This window comes from Paenibacillus sp. BR1-192 (assembly GCF_029542445.1).
Classification (GTDB): Bacteria; Bacillota; Bacilli; order Paenibacillales; family Paenibacillaceae; genus Paenibacillus_AQ; species Paenibacillus_AQ lautus_A.
In genome coordinates, this window is record NZ_CP120718.1 from 4449107 (window position 1) to 4466721 (window position 17615).

Below are 17615 nucleotides of genomic sequence, written 5' to 3' on the forward strand. Positions count from 1 at the left end.
CTCTTATGGCTTTATTTCGCTTCAGAGCGGACCTCTTCAAGCATCTTATCATTGAATCCGAACATCCAGGTCAGCACGAACGTAATCGCCATCGCCGTCAGGTTGCACAAAATGTAAAGAGGAAGCTGGCTGTTCAAGTACAACAGCGTGCCCGGTATGACGGTAATGGCCATGCCTGTGGCCTCAAGCTGAAAGATGGAAGCCATGAAGCCGCCCACGCCGCCGCCGATCAAGGCGATAACAAACGGTCTGACGTAACGGAGGTTGACCCCGAAGATCGCCGGCTCGGAGATTCCCAGCAAGGCGGAGAATGCCGATGGCAGGGATAATGCCTTGAGCTTTTTATTTCTCGTCTTGAGTCCGACAGCCAGACAAGCTGCACCCTGCGCTGCCATGGCGCTGGTCACGATCGCATTGAACGGATTGCTCCCTGTCTTCTCAAGGAGTTGGATCTCCAGGAAGTTGAAAATATGATGCACCCCGGTGACCACAATGATCTGGTTAAAGAAACCGATGACCAGACCCGCGATACCGAACGGCAGCTCCAGCAAGAACGTCGTCGCGTTCAGAACCACTTCTTCCAGGGAGTGGAACACGGGGCCGATCGCAAACAGGCCGAGGGTTATCATAACGAGCAAGGTCAGAAACGGGGTAACGATCAGATCAATGGCGTCAGGAATGCGTTTTCGCAAAAATCTCTCGAATTTCGCGCCCAGCAGTCCAATGAAGAATGCCGGCAGGACCGAGCCCTGATACCCGACAACCGGAATGAAATCAAAGATCATGAGTGCCTCAGCCGAGCCGTTCGCCACGCTGTACGCGTTGGGAAGAGCCGGGTTAACCAGCATCAATCCCAAGACGATACCCAGCACGGGGCTGCCTCCGAACACCCTGAACGCGGACCAAGCCACCAAGGCGGGCAAGAAAGCGAAAGCCGTATCCGTCAGTACCTGGGTGAAGAGCAGGAAATTAGCCGAGATATCATCCGGTGTCGCACCGAACCAGGCAAGCACGGTATCCTGGGTCAGCAGCCCCCGTAATCCCATGAACAAGCCAGTGGCGACCAATACCGGGATAATCGGCACAAACACGTCACCGAATGTACGAATCGCCCGCTGAAACGGATTCCCCGACTTTTTCGCCTGAGATTTCAGTTCTTCCTTGCTTGTGCTCTCCATTCCAAGGGATTCGACCGCTTCAAAAATCTGATTGACGGTTCCTGTTCCGAAAATGATCTGGTATTGCCCGGAGTTGAAAAAGGCTCCTTTGACCTTGTCGATCTGCTCGACCTTCTTCTGGTCAATTTTCTTCTGATCATGAACCATGATTCTCAGCCTGGTGGCACAATGGGCAAAGGAAGCGATGTTCTCCCTGCCGCCAATGGCTTCCACTACCTGCCTTGCGATTTCCCGATTATCCGCTGCCATGTTCATTCAGCCCCTTCTTTATCTTTTACGGCTTCGGTCAGATCCCATTTCTCGACCTTCAAGCCGGCACTGCCGTTCTGTACGAAAAATCGAATGTTACGGCTGTTCCACTTCGGAAAAATTCTGCTTGTAAACACCTCTTCGCCATCGTTGATGAACAGCTCGACCGAAGAAATGTCCACGAACAGATGAAATTTGATCGAATTTCTTTCGGTTGGCAGCATACAGGATCGTTCCGCTCCGTAATCACTGACAATCGTTGCACCCGAAGAAGAGCGATCCAGCGTAACCTTCCGTTGGCCGGATTCATATCGAATAACGGTTCGTTCCCCTTCGCCAGCCCGAAATTCAATGCCAACGACGTCCGCCTCGATGGCTTGGAACTCGCATATCATTTCGAATGCGGTTCCTTGAACCCCCTCGTAACTCTTCACTTCGCTGTGAAGCGTATCCACTGCCTGAGCGGCATGATCGCGGAGCGCTTGAAGCTCGGGAACCGGCTGTTGAATCAGCCTGCCTTCACGGAACGTAAGCATACGCGGAAGCGTCAAACAATGGGCCCAGCCATGCGAATCGGTGGGATACCCGATATCCGGCAAACCCATCCAGCCCACCATGATGCGCCGGTCTTTCTCATCCAGCATGGTCTGCGGCGCGTAGAAATCAAAACCTCTGTCCAGCTCGCAAAAGGGACCGTGATCAAACTCCAGCGTATTCCTATTGAGCGGCTTGCCTGAAATATAGCCGGATTGATAAATGTTTCGAAAATGGTCGTCCTCCGGAAGCAGCCCTTGCGGGGAAAACAGAAGCACGCCCTGGCCATCCAGTTCAAAATAGTCGGGGCATTCCCACATATAGCCGAAATGCTGAAGCCGGGTTTGTATCTCCCCCTTGAATTCCCAAACCAATAGATCCGAGGATTCATAAACGACAGCCGCACCTGTCTGGTTAACCCTTTGGGCACCGATGACGAACCGGTACTTGTCTTTGTCTTGCCATACTTTCGGATCTCGGAAGTGTTCGGTGTATCCGTCCGGCACATGGTCGATCAGCGGCTTATCGAGCTTCGTGATGGATCCGTCGCGGTCCATCACAGCCATGCATTGATAAGATTGCCTGTTCCATTCCTCATCCCGGGCATTCCCGGTATACATGAGGCATAGTTTGCCATCTTTCACGATACCGCTGCCCGAATAAGCGCCATATGCATCATGCGGGTGACCGGGTTCAATTGCGATGCCTTGGTTCTGCCAAAACACCAGATCTTTCGAGGAAGTATGGTACCAGTATTTCAAGCCGTGAAACGTACCCAGAGGAAACCATTGGTAAAACAAGTGATACTCTCCGTTGTAATAAGAAAATCCATTGGGATCATTCATCAGGCCCATGATGGGCTGCACGTGAAATTTTTGCCTCCATTCGCTTAATCGCACTTTCTTCCTAATGGAGGAAAGCTCTTCGGGAGAAGCCTGATCCAGGCGTCGGTATTTCAGTTCTCTGTCCATATCTCTTCTCCTTATAAATGGGCTTGCTGAAAAATCAAACAGATCATGCTAACGCGTGCACGCTACTGTGGTGGAACCGGTTCCAATCAAAGGTAAAAATAATGAACTCAGTTCCAATACCAAGCAAACACTCGGATTGGAACCGGTTCCGTTATTTGAAGTATAAAATACCTAATTCAGATTGTCAACGCTTTCCCGATGAATCATCTCGCAATTCATGATCGTCAGGAAATCCACCGGCTCGTCGTTGACCAGCTTCATAATATGCTGTGCCGCGAGGTGGCCCGCTTGGAAATATCCATATTTCACCGTTGTTAACCCGGGATGAATCACCTCGGTTACGTCGTATCCGCCAAATCCGGTCACGGAAAGTTGGTCGGGAATAGAGATGCCTTTCATGTTCGCAGCTTTCATCACGCCTAGCGCAATGTTGTCCGTGGCGCAGACCACGGCCGTTGGCAGCGTTCGGTGAAGCTCAAACATGGAGCATGCCGTCTTCACACCATCCGACATCTTGAATCCACTCTCATAGAGAACCGCTTCCGCCTCTTCATACTCGCTTACCGCTTTGAGGAACCCTTCCTTCCGCTTGACTCCGACGGCTACGTCCTTTTCCGTCACCCCGATATAGGCAATTTGACGATGTCCCATCGACAGCACGTACCGGCCCATGTCATAACCTGCGGCATAATCGTTATAGATCATGCTGTGGACATGGTCGTGCTGTTGTCCGAGCAGAATGACCGGAATGCCGATCTCTTGAATCGCGGCAAGATGGGTTTCCGTAACCTGCGTGGCGAACAGAATAATGCCTGATATTTTTTGTCTGGCGAGATCATACAGCGCTTCGATCTCCCTGGATAAATCCTGGCTTGCGTTGATGATCAGTAGCTGATATCCGTGTTTTCTTAATTCTTCGTCCATGCCGGCGACAGTCTGCGATGCGGAGAAGGAGTCCAGACGCGGCATAATGGTGCCGATCATGCTCGTTTTTTTCGCTTTCAGGCTTTGCGCAAAAGAATTCGGGATATAGCCGGTTTCCTGAATAACCTGCTCAATCTTGCGGCGTGTCGCATGACTGACGGATCCTCCGTTCAAGAAACGGGAGACCGTGCTTTTGGCAACTCCGGCTTTGTGGGCAATATCGGCGATCGTGTTCTTCATGCCAAGATCTCCGGAGCCGTTAGCAGCGCTGCATCGAACGGATCATTCTCTGGAGCTCCTTGTTGTCCCGCACAACAGGCCATGATTCGTATAAACATGAATCTCTCCCCTTCGTATTTCTCTTATTCCTAACTATACCATGACGTCCAGGGGTCCGTGAAATGCGGGCTCCAAGCCTAGCATTGCATGGTCCATATTGGCTTCTATGTTCCAGGCTCTGACATGAAATGAAGGATTCGAAGGGGATGATTCATGGGTGCAGCCTTGCTTCACATGCAAGTAGTCAAGTGCATTCCCTTAAGCTTGGACGGTTCGCTCGGCCGATTCGACGGTATGCTTCAGCAATGTCGCTATCGTCACGGGGCCGACGCCCGCCGGTACCGGCGTGATTGCGGAAGCCACCTTGGCGCAGGCTTCGTAATCGCAGTCCCCGATATTCCCTTTATTGTAACCGGCGTCCAACACGACGGCACCCGGCTTGATCCAGTCCCCTTGAATGAAATTAGGCTTGCCTACGGCCGCAACCACAATATCCGCTTGGGACACAATCTCCCCAAGGTTCTTCGTTCTCGAATGGCAGATCGTAACCGTGGCGTTGCGATTGAGCAGCATCATCGATACCGGCTTGCCCAAAATCGGACTGCGTCCGACCACCACCGCATGCTTCCCTTCGATCGGCAGGCTGTAATAGTCCATAATCGCGATAATCGCCGCCGGCGTACATGACGGGTAATCGGCGAAACCAAACGCATTTTGCGAGAACCCGAGCGTGGTTACTCCATCCACGTCTTTTTTCATGTCGATGGCATCAAAAGCCGCCCGCTCATCGATATGGTGCGGTACCGGGTGCTGAAGCAGAATACCGTGGACGTTCGGATCCTCGTTCAGTGCTTGAATCGCGGCGATCAGCTCCTCCGTCGTTGTCGATGTCTCCAGCACTACTTTTTTGGATATGATGCCAAGCCGCTCGCACGCATTTCCCTTCATCCGCACATAGGTCGCCGAAGCAGGATCATCGCCAACCAGAATCGTTGCCAGACAGGGGGTTACCCCTTGCTGTTTCAATTCCTGTACCTTCACCGCCAGCTTGGCCTTGATATCATCGGATACTTTTTTTCCATCCAAAATTACGGGTTCCTTACTCATGCTAATCCGCTCCTTCGCCATTGTATTAAAAAACATAAAGAGGCAAGGCGACTCGAACGTCTCCTTACCTCTTGCCCAGGCGTACGGCATATGATCCCATGTGCTCCCTCTTGGTAACCCAAGCTACGCCAGTAACACATGGATAACTTTTTTTAATATATCACGACTTTGGACTTCGCGCCACCGGCTATGCGGCCGCCCTTTAATCGTAAAGTTTTTGATTTGTTGCCTGAAATCACGTATGTTGCCGATGGTACAAGCATAGAATGTCCTAAGAACAATTCGTTCCAGGAGGCCTTGATGAGATATCCGGCGATCTTCAAAATGCTGCCCTTTATACTGCCGCTTGTGTTCGTGATTCCGGTCTTGACGATATGGCTGCAGAAGGACTTAAACCCCATACCCAGCCAAGACCTGCAGCAGGTTAAAACCGTCTTCACGGGCATCTTCCTTGAGGCACTTCCTTTCATTTTGCTTGGAGTGCTGCTGTCGTCCCTTTTGCAGTTGTTCGTAAAAGAGCAATGGGTGCGGCGTCTCACGCCGAAGAATCCGATGGTTGGCGTCCTGTTCGCTTCCATGCTCGGCATCCTGTTTCCCATCTGCGAATGCGGGATGATCCCGGTCGTTCGCAGGTTGATGCTGAAGGGGATGCCCGCCTATATCGCCGTCACCTTTATCCTCAGCGGTCCTATTCTGAATCCCATTGTATTCGCATCAACGATCATGGCCTTCCGTTCGCATCCCGAAGTGACGATCGGACGAATGGGACTGGCTTTTGCAGTCGCGGTGACGACGGGTTTGCTCGTTTATGTTTTTTCAAGAAGCAGCCCCTTGAAGCGTTCCTTTCAAGAGTTCGCCGAACAGGGCTCCAGCAAGGGGGAACGTTTGTTGCATGAGCATCCCAAAACCTGGAGAAGCATGTTTGTCCACGCCGGAGACGAGCTGATCGAGATGTGCAAATATTTAGTCCTGGGCGCATTCCTGACGGCCTGCATCCAATCCTTCATTCCGAGGGAGGAGCTGCTGGCTCTGGGGAACGGTCCTGCCGCCTCCTATCTGTTCATGATGGGCTTTGCCTTCATCCTGTCCCTCTGCTCAACTTCGGACGCCTTCGTGGCATCGGCATTCACGCACACCTTTACCGTCGGCCCGCTGGTTTCCTTCCTGGTTCTCGGCCCGATGCTGGATTTCAAAAGCCTGCTCATGCTGTCGGCTACCTTCAAGACCAAATTCGTGATCGGCTTAAGCCTGCTGGTGATTACGCTTGTCTTTATCGGCTCTGTAGCCGTCAACGCGCTATTCGGCGGTTAGGTGTAGTAAACAAACTGGAGTGGCAATACACGAAAACGGTTGGAATAACGGCACCTTCAGGCTGTTATGCCTTCGGATATCCACTTGAGATTGGAGGTGTTCGGGACGTGAAGCCCCGTCTGAGCCTGCGAAGCCACTATATACTGCGATCGCTGCTTATCGCAGCTCTGGCCGCCTATATCATGCATCTGAACGCATCAAATTCGCTGGACTATTACTTGGCTCCCCATATGCAGACCCTGCTTCTGCTCTGTCCGGTGCCGCTGTTGTTCATAGCTTTCGGCATGCTGTGGCACGCCATTGCGGGAGCTTCCGGCGAGGTGTGCGATTGCGAGCACCCCCTGCCCAGCGGACTGATCAAAAACATATCGGTTTACGGGTTATTCACGGTGCCGCTGCTGTTCGGCCTGCTCCTGCCGGACCAAGCCCTCGGCAGCGATATGGCGGCCAAAAAAGGCATGATCTACACCTATCCGAACCCCGATGTTCGCCGTAAAGCCGAGGAGCGGAATGCTCCCGCCGCATCGGGCATGGAGAAGCATGGAACGAATGATGACCTGGCGGCAGCGGAGGACATCGCACTGAACGAGCGTTTTGTTCCCAAAGACATCTACAGCGTGGAATTCGCGGAGCTGGCCAAGCGCTTATATACCTTACCCGTCATCCGAGTGGAGCCGGACATTTTCTCGGAGACCGTTGGGGCCATGGATATGTACAAACAGCATTTTCAAGGAAAGGCCATCACCGTCCAAGGATTTGTTTTCCGCGATGGACATATGAACGAAGACGCCTTCGCCGTCAGCCGCTTCCTCGTGATGTGCTGCACGGCAGACGCCGTCCCGTTCGGGGTCATGGTGCGCGCCGCGAATGCTTCGTCATTCGCGAATGACGCGTGGGTTCAGATCGATGGCACGATCCAGGTCACCACCTCGGACGGTATGGAAACGCTGCAGATTCAAGCGGAACGGATTCAGCCGATCGAGCAGCCGTCATCCCCTTACATTTTCACGAATCCCGACTCTGTCGCAGAGTTTGATGAACTGTATTCGAATGATATCGAGACCAAGGAGGTAATCAATAAATGAACAAGATACCCGTCGTGCTGATTAGCGGATTTTTGGGGAGCGGCAAAACCACGCTGCTCCTCAGGCTGCTGGCGTATGCCGCCAATCGGCAATGGAGAACCGCCGTCCTGATGAATGAGATGGGCGAACAGGACGTGGATGGCGATATCCTATCCGGTGAAATGCCTGATCTTCCGATCGAGAAGCTGCTTGACGGCTGCATCTGCTGCACCAAACGAGACGAGCTGGGGCAAGCCCTGAAAAGCCTGTTAGATCGGAAGCCCGATCTCGTCTTCATCGAGACGACCGGAGTGGCGAATCCTGAACAGATTCTTGAGGATTTGCAGGATCTGTCATTGGCTGATCGAATATCGATCCGTGGCAAAATCGCCTTGGCCGACTGCAGCAAATTCCTCGAGTATAACAGCTTCTTTGCATCCAGTCGCGAGCTGGTCCGTACCCTGCGGGGACAAATCAGCTTCGCGGACCGGATCATCCTGAACAAGGCGGGAGAATGCGAAGAGAAACAGATCCATAAAGTCATTACCTCCATTAGAAAAATCAATACGACGGCAAGCCTGTCCGTAACCGACTACAGCCGTTTGGATGAGCATGAAATGTTTGCGGCCCTTCAGCTAGAGCCAACGGAGAATCATAGCCATTCATCTCATTCTTCCAACCGGCAAGGGAGTCCTGCGGAACGCCTGCAAGGCAGCGAATGGACCAGCGAAGAAGATCGGAGCAAGCTGGGGCACCGCAACCATGAAGGAGCTTTCATTCACAATGAGCATCGCCATGGTCACGGAGAAGAGGCCGGGCATGGCAGCCATTCCTATACCGGCCTGGATACCTTGACTCTATCTGCCCCGACCCCTTTCCCGCTTGAGATCAGCCTCATCGAAACCTTTCTCGCTGCACGCGGTTCCGGCCTGCTACGGGCCAAAGGATATATTCAGCTCCCCACGGGTCCCTCCCTGGTTCAGTGGGCAGGTTCACAGCTTGCCATCGAGCCCAGCACGCTGAAGCTGCAGCGGGGCTATCTTACGTTAATCGGCCATCGCCTGGATAAAACGCGCATTGTCCAGCAGTGGGAGGACTTGCTCAGCGGCGTGGTGCAGTGACATTCGAATGCATGCAGGGATATGAAAAAAAGATAAGGAGATCCTCAGGGATCTCCTTTTTTTCGGTTCGTTTATGATTAGTCCCTAGGATAATTCACTTCCATAATATCCATAAAAGGAACCTTCGTAATGACGCCGTTCTGTTTCATATGCACCTTCCCTGTGCGGGAGTCCATTTGATCGATTTGTCCGCGGACCGCCTCTTCCCATCCCCAGACCGTCAGTACGATGACCGATTCCTCCTGGTAAGCTTCCGTTAGCTGATTTCCGAGCTCTTCCAGTACAAACTCATCCCTAGTGGGTCGCTTTGGAACTTTTGCTTTTGCCATAATCTTGTCCTCCTGATTTATGTTGTTCATGCGTCAGCATTACATTCTCAATGAAAACGAATCTTTCATCCATTCTATGAATTAGGAATCTACTACCTATTATACATCAAATGCGATTCAGAATTCTCGGGCTCTCCCAGGATTCAGAATATCTGAAGGAACTATGGACTCGATTCGCTTTTTTATACAAAAGACTTGATTTTCAGAAAATAATCCTATATGATTGACCCATCAACCATTGACCAGTCAATGAATTGAAGGAGGTCTTTATCATCTCTACATGCCATACACAAGACCTGCTGTACTTGCTAATGCATCTGAATAAGCACATTGCGACTCGGTTTGAACGATGTGCCGGTGTTAGTCCCAATCGGCTGGAACTCCTCTGCAAACTGACCGGCGGCGAAATTAGCCAGTCGGATCTCCAGAAGGCAGTGTCTATCGATCCAGCTGCGGTGACCCGTCATGTTCAACAGCTGGAAGCGGAAGGATTGCTTCTGCGGACGAGATGCGAGAATGACAACCGGATTACGTTGGTTCAGCTAACTGAAGTGGGCAAAAGTAAAGTCGCAGCGTTTAAGGCGGAGAAAGATCGATTTATGGAGGAACTGCAGGCAGACCTCACGGAATCAGAACGACTTGCGCTTGTTCATGCTTTACAGAAATTGAACAGCCAGATTCAACAGATGAAACACCCAAGCAAAACCGATTAACTTATAGAGACTAAAGGAGAGAATACCATGTCTGTAACGACCCTAAACAATGATTATAAAGAAATTATTACTTCCCGCCGCTCTGTGCGGGTATACGACCCATCGGTCAAAATCAGCCGTGAAGAGATGACTGAAATTTTGGAAGAAGCGACTTTGGCTCCGTCATCCGTTAATCTTCAGCCTTGGAGATTTCTTGTCGTTGATAGCCCGGAAGGAAAAGCGACGCTTGAAGAGCTTGCACCAGGGAACAAAACACAAGTTTCAACTTCTTCGGCAGTCATTGCGGTGTTTGGAGATATGAACGCATTCGACAATGCAGATGAAATTATGGGCACTGCTGTGGAACGCGGTTATCTGCCGCAAGAGATAAAAGATCAGATGATGGCGAACTATACCGATCTGTTCGGACGTATTCCGGCACAGGCTTTCCGCGAAATGATCCTTATAGATAGCGGCTTGGTTTCCATGCAGCTTATGCTTGCTGCCCGTGCCCGTGGATATGACACGAACCCCATCGGCGGATATGACAAATCCCGAATTGCAGAAGCATTTGGTATGGAGAAGGAACGTTATGTGCCGGTCATGCTCATCTCGGTAGGTAAAGCTGCCAAAGAGGCGCGTTTGACGACTCGTCTTCCTATTGATCGTATTGCAGAGTGGAAGTGAGGTCACAGCGATGATTATTATTCATGCAGAAATGAAAGTAAACGGCGAACGTGAGGCTGAATTTCTGGAATCCGTAAAAGAACTTATTGAAGCATCCCGTGCGGAACAAGGAAATGAATCTTATAAGCTGCTCAAAGATACGGAGCAGGATAACACGTATCTCATGGTTGAACAGTGGAAAAACCAGGAAGCTGTGGGGCTCCACAATGCGAGCAGCCATTTTCAGGCGTTTGTGGCTAAAGCTCCAAAATACCTGACAGCTCCGCTAAACGTGCAGGCCTATGCAGGCCAACTGATCAACAAATAATGAAGCAAACTACAATCCGTATTAAAAAGCCAACTCGTTTAGACGAGTTGGCTTTTTTTAATTCTATTACCGCATTCCATATCGGATCGAACAGATAAGCAGCCTTACAGCGATAGCTCTTCGATGGCCATCCATGGCAGCGGATTGTGAAACGTTGACCAGTCCAGCTGCATTTCCCGGTCGGTCAACAAACACTCGTCCAGCTCCCGCTCGATTTGTTCCTGTTCCATCCCAATCCCGATCATCACGAGCTCGGTCATCCGATCTCCCCAGACGTTATCCCATTTCCTCCGAACATCCGGCTCACTTCGTAACAGCTCCTGCTGCTCCTGCTCGGTTAAAGCCGCGACCCAGTATCCTGCAGGCCCGAACTGAATCGAAGGCCCGGCCTGGCTTACACTTGCCGCAACATCCTCGCGCACGGCCAGCCAAGCGATCCCTTTCGCACGTACGACTTCTTCCGGCCAATCACCCATGAATGCCGCCAACCGCTCCGGATGAAACGGTCTTCTTCTCCGATAGACAAAAGAGCTGATGCCGTATTCATCCGTTTCCGGCACGTGCTCCTCCTTCTGAAGCTCCTGGATCCAGCCGGGGGACTGACTGGCTTTTTCAAAATCGAATAAACCGGTATTCAGAATTTCCTCAGGTGCCACTTGTCCCTTCACGGTGCGGATGATTTTGGCGCTTGGCTGAAGTTTTCGCAGTATGCCCTCTACCTTGGCCAATTCGTCCTCGCTTACCAGATCGCATTTGTTCAACAGCAGCACATCGCAAGTCTCTACCTGGTCGATTAACAAATCCACCACTTCCCGCGTATCCTCTTCGCCCAGCGCTTCCTTCCGATCAAGCAGGCTTTGCCCCGAAGAGAAATCTTTCCAGAATCGGTTCGCGTCCACCACCGTTACCATGCAATCCAGCCGAGCGAGATCGGACAGCTGTACGCCGGACACCTCATCCGGGTAAACAAAGGTCTGCGCAACGGGCACGGGCTCGCTGATTCCCGTCGATTCGATCAGTATGTAATCAAAACGATTCTCTTGAGCCAGCTTCTGAACTTCCTGCACCAAATCTTCCCGGAGCGTGCAGCAGATGCAGCCATTGGACATTTCGACCAGCTTCTCATCCGTTCGGGACAGGCTTCCTTCCCCTCTCACCAAATCCGCATCGATGTTCACTTCGCTCATGTCGTTCACGATGACCGCTACCTTCAACCCTTCGCGATTATGTAGCACATGATTCAGGACCGTCGTTTTGCCTGAACCGAGGTAACCGCTAAGAACAGTAACCGGAATTCTATTGTTGTAATTCATCAAATGAACTTCCTCCATTCCTTAATCGTAATAATTACGATTTATGGTATGATGATATATCCCCTCCAATAAATTGTCAATCCTTCACGTTTAAAAACATTTCTACAAGCAAAAAAAATCTCCGTAATCAATTTCAAAATATTCCTTTACAAGAATATTCCCTTGATGGTATATTACAATTAATCATTGGTTAATCTTTACAAATAAGGAGGATACGTTATGAGCCAAGACGTAATTTCGTTCATTGAAAACCTGAGTTTGCCTTGGCAAGCAGAAGTCGGCAAAAAGCTTCGACTTATGGTCCATGAAGCCATTCCGGAGGTAGAAGAACGGATTCAGTACAAAAAACCGCATTTTCTCAAAAACGGACACTATGCAGCCGTGATTTCGCCATCCAAAGATGCAATCGCCTTTATGATCATGAACACAACCAATCTAGAAGTCCCTTCAACTTTCGATGGTCCACCCGAACGGAAATGGCTTAAAATTCGAAAAGACGATACTCCTGACTATGAACAGCTATCCGAATTATTAGTTCAAGCATCAAGTTCGTTGTAATAACCAGATCGGGGGTAAGGTCCCATGAAACAGACAACGTTGAACGCGCTAGCCGAACCTAACCGATTACAGATGGTCGAACTGTTACGAGAAGGTCCTTTAACCGTCAATCAGATTGCTGAACGTCTTCAAATCCGGCAACCTCAGACTTCCAAACATTTAAAAATATTACATGAAGCTGGACTGGTAGAAGTCCAAGCGGAAGCTAATCGACGAATTTATAAACTACGTCCTGAACCGCTTCAAGAAATGGACGAATGGTTGGACTCGTTCCGCAGTATTTGGGAAAAGCGCTTAGATCAACTTGAGGATTATTTGGAAAAAATACAAAAGAAAAGGTAGCTGCCGCTACCCTTCTTCTTAGGAGGAATTCAAATGACCGAGCAAAGCAAACAAGGCTTACTTCTGTCACGTGTTTTCAATGCCCCCCGGGAACTGGTTTTTAAAGTTTGGACCGACCCTGAACACTTCGGCAAATGGTGGGGTCCTCAAGGGTTTTCCTTAGACGTTATCAAAATGGATGTACGTCCCGGAGGCATGTTTCTAGGCTGTCAGAAGTCTCCGGACGGCAGTCAAGCCATGTGGGGTAAATTTGTATATCAGGAAGTTATCGAACCTGAGAAGCTGGTATTCGTTCAATCATTCTCTGATGAGAAAGGGAACACGATACGTGCACCTTTTAACGCAAACTGGCCGCTTGAAATTATGAATATCATCACATTTGAAGAAATCGACGGAAAAACTACGCTTACCATGCAGGGAGGCCCCGTAAACGCGACCGCGGAAGAACGGGCAGCGTTCGATGAAATGGCTCCAATGGTGAAACAAGGATTTGGCGGTACTTTTGATCAACTCGCTGAACACCTTGAAAGCCAGCTATAATTACATCGATTAAGGAAGCTCAACCGAGCGGAGGCGAACCTGTTGGTTCGCCTTTTTTTAATTCTTCAGAATGCAGCATCATCACGCTCGAAAACCCCCCTTAAAATTTAAGGAGGGTTTTTCATACTTGCATTCGCATGCAGGTTCGAGAAATTACAGCTTTTGGGCGACCGCTTGTTCCGCTGCCTGTACATCGTCTTTATTCTCAGGCAACTCGCCGTCTTTCCAGATGACTTGTTCGCCATAATCTTTTCCCCAATCGTACATCAATTTCAAAATCGGCATCAAACTCTCCCCGTAAGGAGTAAGCGAATATTCCACCCGAGGGGGAACCTCAGGGTAAACCACGCGGTGGACCAGCTGGTCTTCCTCCAATTCACGAAGCTGATTGGTCAGCATTTTTTGCGTGATGTGGGGAATCATCCGGTTCAGTTCACCGAAGCGTTTCACGCCCTCCAAACCGAGATGCCAGAGGATGATCAGCTTCCATTTGCCGCCGATGACCGCCAGGGTTAACTCCTTATGGCAGTTTATTTCCTTCAGATTAATTCGCTGCTTGACCTCGTTTGCCATAATGCATCACCCCTTCTTCCCTATAGTATACAACGGTTGCGGGGATATCATCAAAGCGGCAAACTTATCATCATTACCGTTTCTTCTTATTCCAAATTGGCATGCAGGCTAAACATTTGGTCTGAGCGAAGCTTGCTTTTTTCCATCAATCTCAGGATAACCGCATCGAGCACGATCAGCATGCTTTGCTCAAATAATGAAGCCATCGGTTGAACGGTGACGAGGATATCCTGATTCTGCTCCTTCGTTGTTCCCGGAAGCTGGACCATCGCATCCGAAAGCTTGCCGATACTCGATTCCGGTCTCACGGTTACGACCGCAACCGCGGACCCGATCCCTTTGGCTTTCCGAGCCATGGATACCAATCCTTGCGTTTCGCCGGAGCCCGAACCGATAAGAAGCAGGTCATTCGCTCCGATGGCCGGTGTTACCGTATCGCCGACGATATGAACCTTAAATCCCATCTGCATTAACCGCATACCGAAAGCCCGGATCATCAGGCCGGATCTGCCTCCCCCTGCCAAGAAGACGGCATCGGATTGCACGATCCGTTCAATCAATTCCTCGATCTGGCCAGCATCCACCTGCTGAACGGATTCCGATAACTCCTTGGCAATGACGGATGCATGTTGAAAGATGTTATGACTCATGGCGACTTATGCCTGCTTCACAAGCTCGTTCATTTGAGCCGCTGTGGCCTTTTTGTCGGTTTGGCTTGTAATTCCGCCGCCGACGATGACGAGATCGGGATTTGCCTGAATCACCTCAGGGAGCGTCTCCATTTTGATTCCGCCCGCAACGGCAGTTTTGGCTTGTTTCACGACACGTTTGATCGCCGCCAATTCCTCGAATGAGTTTTTGCCTTCCGCCTGGTGGTCGTAGCCGGAATGAACGCAGATATAATCCACGCCGAAAGCATCGATCTCCCGCGCCCTGCCTTCAATGTCCTTTACATTGATCATATCCACCATTACCTGCTTGCCTTGCTTGAGGGCTTCCGCTACCGCGCCTTTGATCGTGGAATCGTCGGATACGCCAAGCACCGTAATGATATCCGCACCGGCTTCGGATGCCTTCATCACTTCATAACCGCCGGCATCCATAATTTTAAGGTCGGCCAGCACGCGCAGATGCGGGAACGCCTCTTTAATCGCTTTGACGGCATGAAGCCCTTCGTTAATAACAACCGGCGTACCGATCTCCACGATATCGATAAACTCGGCTACCTCTGCCACGACTTCTTTTGCTTCCGGAATATTCACCAAATCCAACGCCAATTGAAGTTCCATATTGTCAATCTCTCCTTATGAGTGTATTGGTTAATAACTACACGATCATTGTAGAGTAGACAGTTTACTTTACGGAAGTACGTACTTATAAGTGAGATACTTACGTGGAAGTAAGTAATAGGGAGGGACAAGGGTTCTCAGGTTTTCGTTTATTAACGAATCTTTCGTCTCGATGCTGGTAAAAAACAATTAAGCCTGTTTGCTCACTTTAGCCCAGTCTTCGGCTGTGGTTTAATATAGTTGTCAGGCCGGACAAAATGATCGGAAAGGAGGCTGAACAAATTGATTCAGAATATGGAGGTGGCATCCGCGTAAGCGGGTGTCACGTTTAGGGGAGCCCCGTACAGGGCTCCCTTTCATTTGAAATCCACAGAACCGGAGGTAACATGATGTCCTATTCACGTCAACCTGCCGTTATCGTTGTCACCGGCGTCATGGCTTCAGGGAAGTCGACCGTAGCCCAGCTGCTGGCCGAGAAGTTTGATCGCGGAGTCCATTTGCGGGGAGACTCGTTTCGGAAAATGATGGTCAGGGGCAGGGAAGAAATGCTTCCGGATGCTTCCGACGAAGCTATGCGGCAGCTTGCCTTGCGCTACAAATTATCCGCCTCCGCTGCCAAAGCTTATGCCGAGGCCGGTTTTCATGTCGTTCTGCAGGACGTCATTCTCGGCCCGGCGCTGCAAGAAATGACCGTTATGTTAAGAGGCGTTCCCGTGTTCGTCGTTGTGCTGAATCCTTCCGAGGATACCATCCGTGCCCGGGAACAGAATCGAGGCAAAAAAGGCTACGGAGTCTGGGGCATTCATGAGCTGAACCGGCGGTTAACCGACGAAACGCCCAGAATCGGCCTCTGGCTGGATACTTCCGATTTAACACCCCAAGAGACCGCCCAAGAGATTTGGAAGCGGATTTGGGATGAGGGTAAGATCCATTAACCCATACCCTGCATCTTCACGACCGGACTTCCTGGTAAAAAACAATTAAGCTTGTTTATTCACTTCAGTCCTGCCGCCGGCCGTGGTTTAATATAGATGTCCGGCTGGACCAAATGATCGGAAAGGAGGCTGAACGAATTGATTCAGAATATGGAGGTGGCATCTGCGTAAGCGGATGCCGCGTTAAGGGAGCCCCTACAGGGCTCCCCTTCATTTCATTTATTCATAGATTACGGCTTTGATTTCGTCGCTATCGATATTGTTTTTGTCGTACCAGTAGAACCCCGTATCGATCTGCGGTTCGACCTTCTCCCCTTTGATGGCCGCCACGGCGGCTTTTACCGTCTCATATCCGATGCCGACCGGATTTTGCGTGATGGCTCCCGCCATCGTTCCGTTCTTGATCGCGTCGATCTGCGCTTTTCCGGAATCGAATCCGACCACGATGATTTGGCCTTCCTTCTTCATCTCCGTCACCGCATTGATGACGCCGACGGCGGAGCCTTCATTCGCGCCGAATATCCCTTTTAAATCCGGATGCGCCTGCATCATCGCTTTGGCCAGGTCCGTCGACTTCAAGTGATCCCCGCCGCCATATTGAATGTCCACGATCTCGATATTCGGATACTTCTCTTCGATCTGCTTCTTGAAACCGTCTCGGCGGCTGACCCCGGTTACGCTGGTCTGGTCATGGACCACCATGGCGATTTTGCCTTCATTCCCGATGAGCTCCGCCATTTTGTCCGCCGCGAGCGCCGATGCAGCCATATTGTCCGTTGAAGCCGTCGTTACCGGAATGTCGCTTTCCACGCCCGAATCGAAAGCGATGACCGGGATGTTGTTTTCCTCGGCTTTTTTCAGATAAGGTATGGAGGCCTGGCTATCCAATGCGGCAAAGCCGATCGCGTTTGGTTTCTTATCGAGCGCGGCCTGCAGCATTTCGATCTGCTTATCCACCTGGGATTCCGTCTCCGGACCTTCAAAGGTAATCCGAACGCCAAGCTCTTCCCCTGCTTGCTCGGCACCGGCTTTCACCGCCTGCCAAAACTGGTGCTGAAAGCCCTTGGAAATGATCGGGATGTAGATCTCTCCTTCGGCTTGAGAACCGGCTCCTGAACCGGATCCGCCCTCGCCTGGACTGTCGGTACCTCCGGCAGCGTTATTGCCCGATGAACCGCAAGCCGCCAGCATGCTTGCAGTCAGCAAAAGAATCAGAGCTAATACGGAAAGCTTTTTCATAATGCAATCTCCCCTTGTTTAGACATATTGGTACAGCTATAGATCTTCCGTTATGGAAGCTTCTATCGAGATC

General features: G+C 50.7%; 20 protein-coding genes and 1 riboswitch. Of the genes, 10 read left to right on the forward strand and 10 right to left on the reverse strand.

What is annotated here, in order from left to right; translation table 11 throughout:
* Window positions 1-11 precede the first annotated feature (11 nt).
* From P0X86_RS19765 to P0X86_RS19780, 4 genes are all read right to left on the reverse strand, one after another.
* Window positions 12-1433, reverse strand: a complete 1422-nt coding sequence (locus P0X86_RS19765) for a sucrose-specific PTS transporter subunit IIBC (protein ID WP_009592374.1) — start codon at window positions 1431-1433, stop codon at window positions 12-14.
* Window positions 1430-2932: a glycoside hydrolase family 32 protein gene (locus P0X86_RS19770; RefSeq protein WP_096774322.1), complete on the reverse strand. Its 1503-nt coding sequence runs from the start codon at window positions 2930-2932 to the stop codon at window positions 1430-1432. Before P0X86_RS19770 ends, P0X86_RS19765 begins: the two co-directional genes overlap by 4 nt.
* Window positions 2933-3103: 171 nt before the next feature.
* The gene (locus P0X86_RS19775; RefSeq protein ID WP_277746276.1) at window positions 3104-4096 is read right to left on the reverse strand and encodes a LacI family DNA-binding transcriptional regulator; all 993 of its coding nucleotides are present in this window, start codon (window positions 4094-4096) and stop codon (window positions 3104-3106) included.
* Between the two features lie 297 nt (window positions 4097-4393).
* On the reverse strand, window positions 4394-5242 hold the full coding sequence (locus tag P0X86_RS19780) for a bifunctional 5,10-methylenetetrahydrofolate dehydrogenase/5,10-methenyltetrahydrofolate cyclohydrolase (RefSeq protein ID WP_277746277.1): 849 nt from the start codon (window positions 5240-5242) through the stop codon (window positions 4394-4396).
* Between the two features lie 66 nt (window positions 5243-5308).
* Window positions 5309-5388, reverse strand: a riboswitch (ZMP/ZTP riboswitch).
* Window positions 5389-5542: 154 nt separating this feature from the next.
* Between P0X86_RS19780 and P0X86_RS19785 the strand changes: the two genes are divergently transcribed.
* The 3 genes from P0X86_RS19785 (at window position 5543) to P0X86_RS19795 (ending at window position 8738) form a co-directional block, all read left to right on the forward strand.
* Window positions 5543-6553, forward strand: coding sequence for a permease (locus tag P0X86_RS19785; protein WP_096774325.1), 1011 nt, complete (start codon window positions 5543-5545; stop codon window positions 6551-6553).
* A gap of 107 nt (window positions 6554-6660) precedes the next feature.
* A complete protein-coding gene (locus P0X86_RS19790; RefSeq protein ID WP_277746278.1) occupies window positions 6661-7638 on the forward strand; it encodes a TIGR03943 family putative permease subunit in 978 nt (325 codons plus the stop codon).
* On the forward strand, window positions 7635-8738 hold the full coding sequence (locus tag P0X86_RS19795) for a CobW family GTP-binding protein (protein WP_277746279.1): 1104 nt from the start codon (window positions 7635-7637) through the stop codon (window positions 8736-8738). The genes P0X86_RS19790 and P0X86_RS19795 overlap by 4 nt, the downstream gene beginning before the upstream one ends.
* Window positions 8739-8815: 77 nt before the next feature.
* Here the strand turns inward: P0X86_RS19795 and P0X86_RS19800 are convergent, their stop codons facing one another.
* Window positions 8816-9067, reverse strand: coding sequence for a YolD-like family protein (locus P0X86_RS19800; RefSeq protein ID WP_090908448.1), 252 nt, complete (start codon window positions 9065-9067; stop codon window positions 8816-8818).
* A gap of 311 nt (window positions 9068-9378) precedes the next feature.
* Between P0X86_RS19800 and P0X86_RS19805 the strand changes: the two genes are divergently transcribed.
* The 3 genes from P0X86_RS19805 to P0X86_RS19815 are packed head-to-tail and all read left to right on the forward strand — an operon-like array spanning window position 9379 to window position 10753.
* On the forward strand, window positions 9379-9780 hold the full coding sequence (locus P0X86_RS19805) for a MarR family winged helix-turn-helix transcriptional regulator (RefSeq protein ID WP_228468886.1): 402 nt from the start codon (window positions 9379-9381) through the stop codon (window positions 9778-9780).
* A 27-nt stretch (window positions 9781-9807) separates the two neighbouring features.
* The gene (locus tag P0X86_RS19810) at window positions 9808-10446 is read left to right on the forward strand and encodes a nitroreductase family protein (RefSeq protein WP_096774329.1); all 639 of its coding nucleotides are present in this window, start codon (window positions 9808-9810) and stop codon (window positions 10444-10446) included.
* 10 nt (window positions 10447-10456) lie between these two features.
* Window positions 10457-10753, forward strand: coding sequence for a putative quinol monooxygenase (locus P0X86_RS19815; protein ID WP_213579085.1), 297 nt, complete (start codon window positions 10457-10459; stop codon window positions 10751-10753).
* 104 nt (window positions 10754-10857) lie between these two features.
* Here the strand turns inward: P0X86_RS19815 and P0X86_RS19820 are convergent, their stop codons facing one another.
* Window positions 10858-12066, reverse strand: a complete 1209-nt coding sequence (locus P0X86_RS19820) for a GTP-binding protein (RefSeq protein ID WP_277746280.1) — start codon at window positions 12064-12066, stop codon at window positions 10858-10860.
* 219 nt (window positions 12067-12285) lie between these two features.
* Between P0X86_RS19820 and P0X86_RS19825 the strand changes: the two genes are divergently transcribed.
* Genes P0X86_RS19825 through P0X86_RS19835 form a run of 3 tightly spaced genes read left to right on the forward strand, consistent with a single transcriptional unit; the run spans window position 12286 to window position 13506 of the window.
* Window positions 12286-12624 carry a DUF1801 domain-containing protein gene (locus tag P0X86_RS19825; protein ID WP_145037820.1) on the forward strand — a complete coding sequence of 113 codons (339 nt, stop codon included), beginning with the start codon at window positions 12286-12288 and terminating at the stop codon, window positions 12622-12624.
* A 24-nt stretch (window positions 12625-12648) separates the two neighbouring features.
* A complete protein-coding gene (locus P0X86_RS19830) occupies window positions 12649-12966 on the forward strand; it encodes an ArsR/SmtB family transcription factor (RefSeq protein ID WP_192571409.1) in 318 nt (105 codons plus the stop codon).
* 33 nt (window positions 12967-12999) lie between these two features.
* Window positions 13000-13506: an SRPBCC family protein gene (locus P0X86_RS19835; RefSeq protein WP_192571408.1), complete on the forward strand. Its 507-nt coding sequence runs from the start codon at window positions 13000-13002 to the stop codon at window positions 13504-13506.
* A gap of 153 nt (window positions 13507-13659) precedes the next feature.
* Here P0X86_RS19835 and P0X86_RS19840 read toward each other — a convergent pair whose 3' ends face one another.
* From P0X86_RS19840 to hxlA, 3 genes are all read right to left on the reverse strand, one after another.
* Entirely contained in the window at window positions 13660-14079 is a 420-nt protein-coding gene (locus P0X86_RS19840) for a winged helix-turn-helix transcriptional regulator (RefSeq protein ID WP_015736080.1), read from the reverse strand.
* Window positions 14080-14165: 86 nt separating this feature from the next.
* Window positions 14166-14729, reverse strand: a complete 564-nt coding sequence (gene hxlB, locus P0X86_RS19845; protein ID WP_096774334.1) for a 6-phospho-3-hexuloisomerase — start codon at window positions 14727-14729, stop codon at window positions 14166-14168.
* A gap of 6 nt (window positions 14730-14735) precedes the next feature.
* A complete protein-coding gene (gene hxlA / locus P0X86_RS19850) occupies window positions 14736-15368 on the reverse strand; it encodes a 3-hexulose-6-phosphate synthase (protein ID WP_015736082.1) in 633 nt (210 codons plus the stop codon).
* A 389-nt stretch (window positions 15369-15757) separates the two neighbouring features.
* Between hxlA and P0X86_RS19855 the strand changes: the two genes are divergently transcribed.
* On the forward strand, window positions 15758-16303 hold the full coding sequence (locus P0X86_RS19855) for a phosphotransferase-like protein (protein ID WP_277749068.1): 546 nt from the start codon (window positions 15758-15760) through the stop codon (window positions 16301-16303).
* 219 nt (window positions 16304-16522) lie between these two features.
* Here P0X86_RS19855 and P0X86_RS19860 read toward each other — a convergent pair whose 3' ends face one another.
* Entirely contained in the window at window positions 16523-17542 is a 1020-nt protein-coding gene (locus P0X86_RS19860; RefSeq protein WP_277746281.1) for an ABC transporter substrate-binding protein, read from the reverse strand.
* Between the last annotated feature and the right edge of the window lie 73 nt (window positions 17543-17615).

Bases quoted from the DNA above. Each gene is read 5' to 3' on its own strand.
- P0X86_RS19795 (WP_277746279.1), top strand. From the start codon at position 7,635: ATGAACAAGATACCCGTCGTGCTGATTAGCGGATTTTTGGGGAGCGGC.
- P0X86_RS19780 (WP_277746277.1), bottom strand. From the start codon at position 5,242: ATGAGTAAGGAACCCGTAATTTTGGATGGAAAAAAAGTATCCGATGAT.
- P0X86_RS19765 (WP_009592374.1), bottom strand. From the start codon at position 1,433: ATGAACATGGCAGCGGATAATCGGGAAATCGCAAGGCAGGTAGTGGAA.
- P0X86_RS19825 (WP_145037820.1), top strand. From the start codon at position 12,286: ATGAGCCAAGACGTAATTTCGTTCATTGAAAACCTGAGTTTGCCTTGG.
- hxlB (WP_096774334.1), bottom strand. From the start codon at position 14,729: ATGAGTCATAACATCTTTCAACATGCATCCGTCATTGCCAAGGAGTTA.
- P0X86_RS19860 (WP_277746281.1), bottom strand. From the start codon at position 17,542: ATGAAAAAGCTTTCCGTATTAGCTCTGATTCTTTTGCTGACTGCAAGC.
- P0X86_RS19775 (WP_277746276.1), bottom strand. From the start codon at position 4,096: ATGAAGAACACGATCGCCGATATTGCCCACAAAGCCGGAGTTGCCAAA.
- P0X86_RS19810 (WP_096774329.1), top strand. From the start codon at position 9,808: ATGTCTGTAACGACCCTAAACAATGATTATAAAGAAATTATTACTTCC.
- P0X86_RS19785 (WP_096774325.1), top strand. From the start codon at position 5,543: ATGAGATATCCGGCGATCTTCAAAATGCTGCCCTTTATACTGCCGCTT.
- P0X86_RS19820 (WP_277746280.1), bottom strand. From the start codon at position 12,066: ATGAATTACAACAATAGAATTCCGGTTACTGTTCTTAGCGGTTACCTC.
- P0X86_RS19835 (WP_192571408.1), top strand. From the start codon at position 13,000: ATGACCGAGCAAAGCAAACAAGGCTTACTTCTGTCACGTGTTTTCAAT.
- P0X86_RS19770 (WP_096774322.1), bottom strand. From the start codon at position 2,932: ATGGACAGAGAACTGAAATACCGACGCCTGGATCAGGCTTCTCCCGAA.
- P0X86_RS19800 (WP_090908448.1), bottom strand. From the start codon at position 9,067: ATGGCAAAAGCAAAAGTTCCAAAGCGACCCACTAGGGATGAGTTTGTA.
- P0X86_RS19830 (WP_192571409.1), top strand. From the start codon at position 12,649: ATGAAACAGACAACGTTGAACGCGCTAGCCGAACCTAACCGATTACAG.
- P0X86_RS19855 (WP_277749068.1), top strand. From the start codon at position 15,758: ATGTCCTATTCACGTCAACCTGCCGTTATCGTTGTCACCGGCGTCATG.
- P0X86_RS19815 (WP_213579085.1), top strand. From the start codon at position 10,457: ATGATTATTATTCATGCAGAAATGAAAGTAAACGGCGAACGTGAGGCT.
- P0X86_RS19840 (WP_015736080.1), bottom strand. From the start codon at position 14,079: ATGGCAAACGAGGTCAAGCAGCGAATTAATCTGAAGGAAATAAACTGC.
- P0X86_RS19805 (WP_228468886.1), top strand. From the start codon at position 9,379: ATGCATCTGAATAAGCACATTGCGACTCGGTTTGAACGATGTGCCGGT.
- hxlA (WP_015736082.1), bottom strand. From the start codon at position 15,368: ATGGAACTTCAATTGGCGTTGGATTTGGTGAATATTCCGGAAGCAAAA.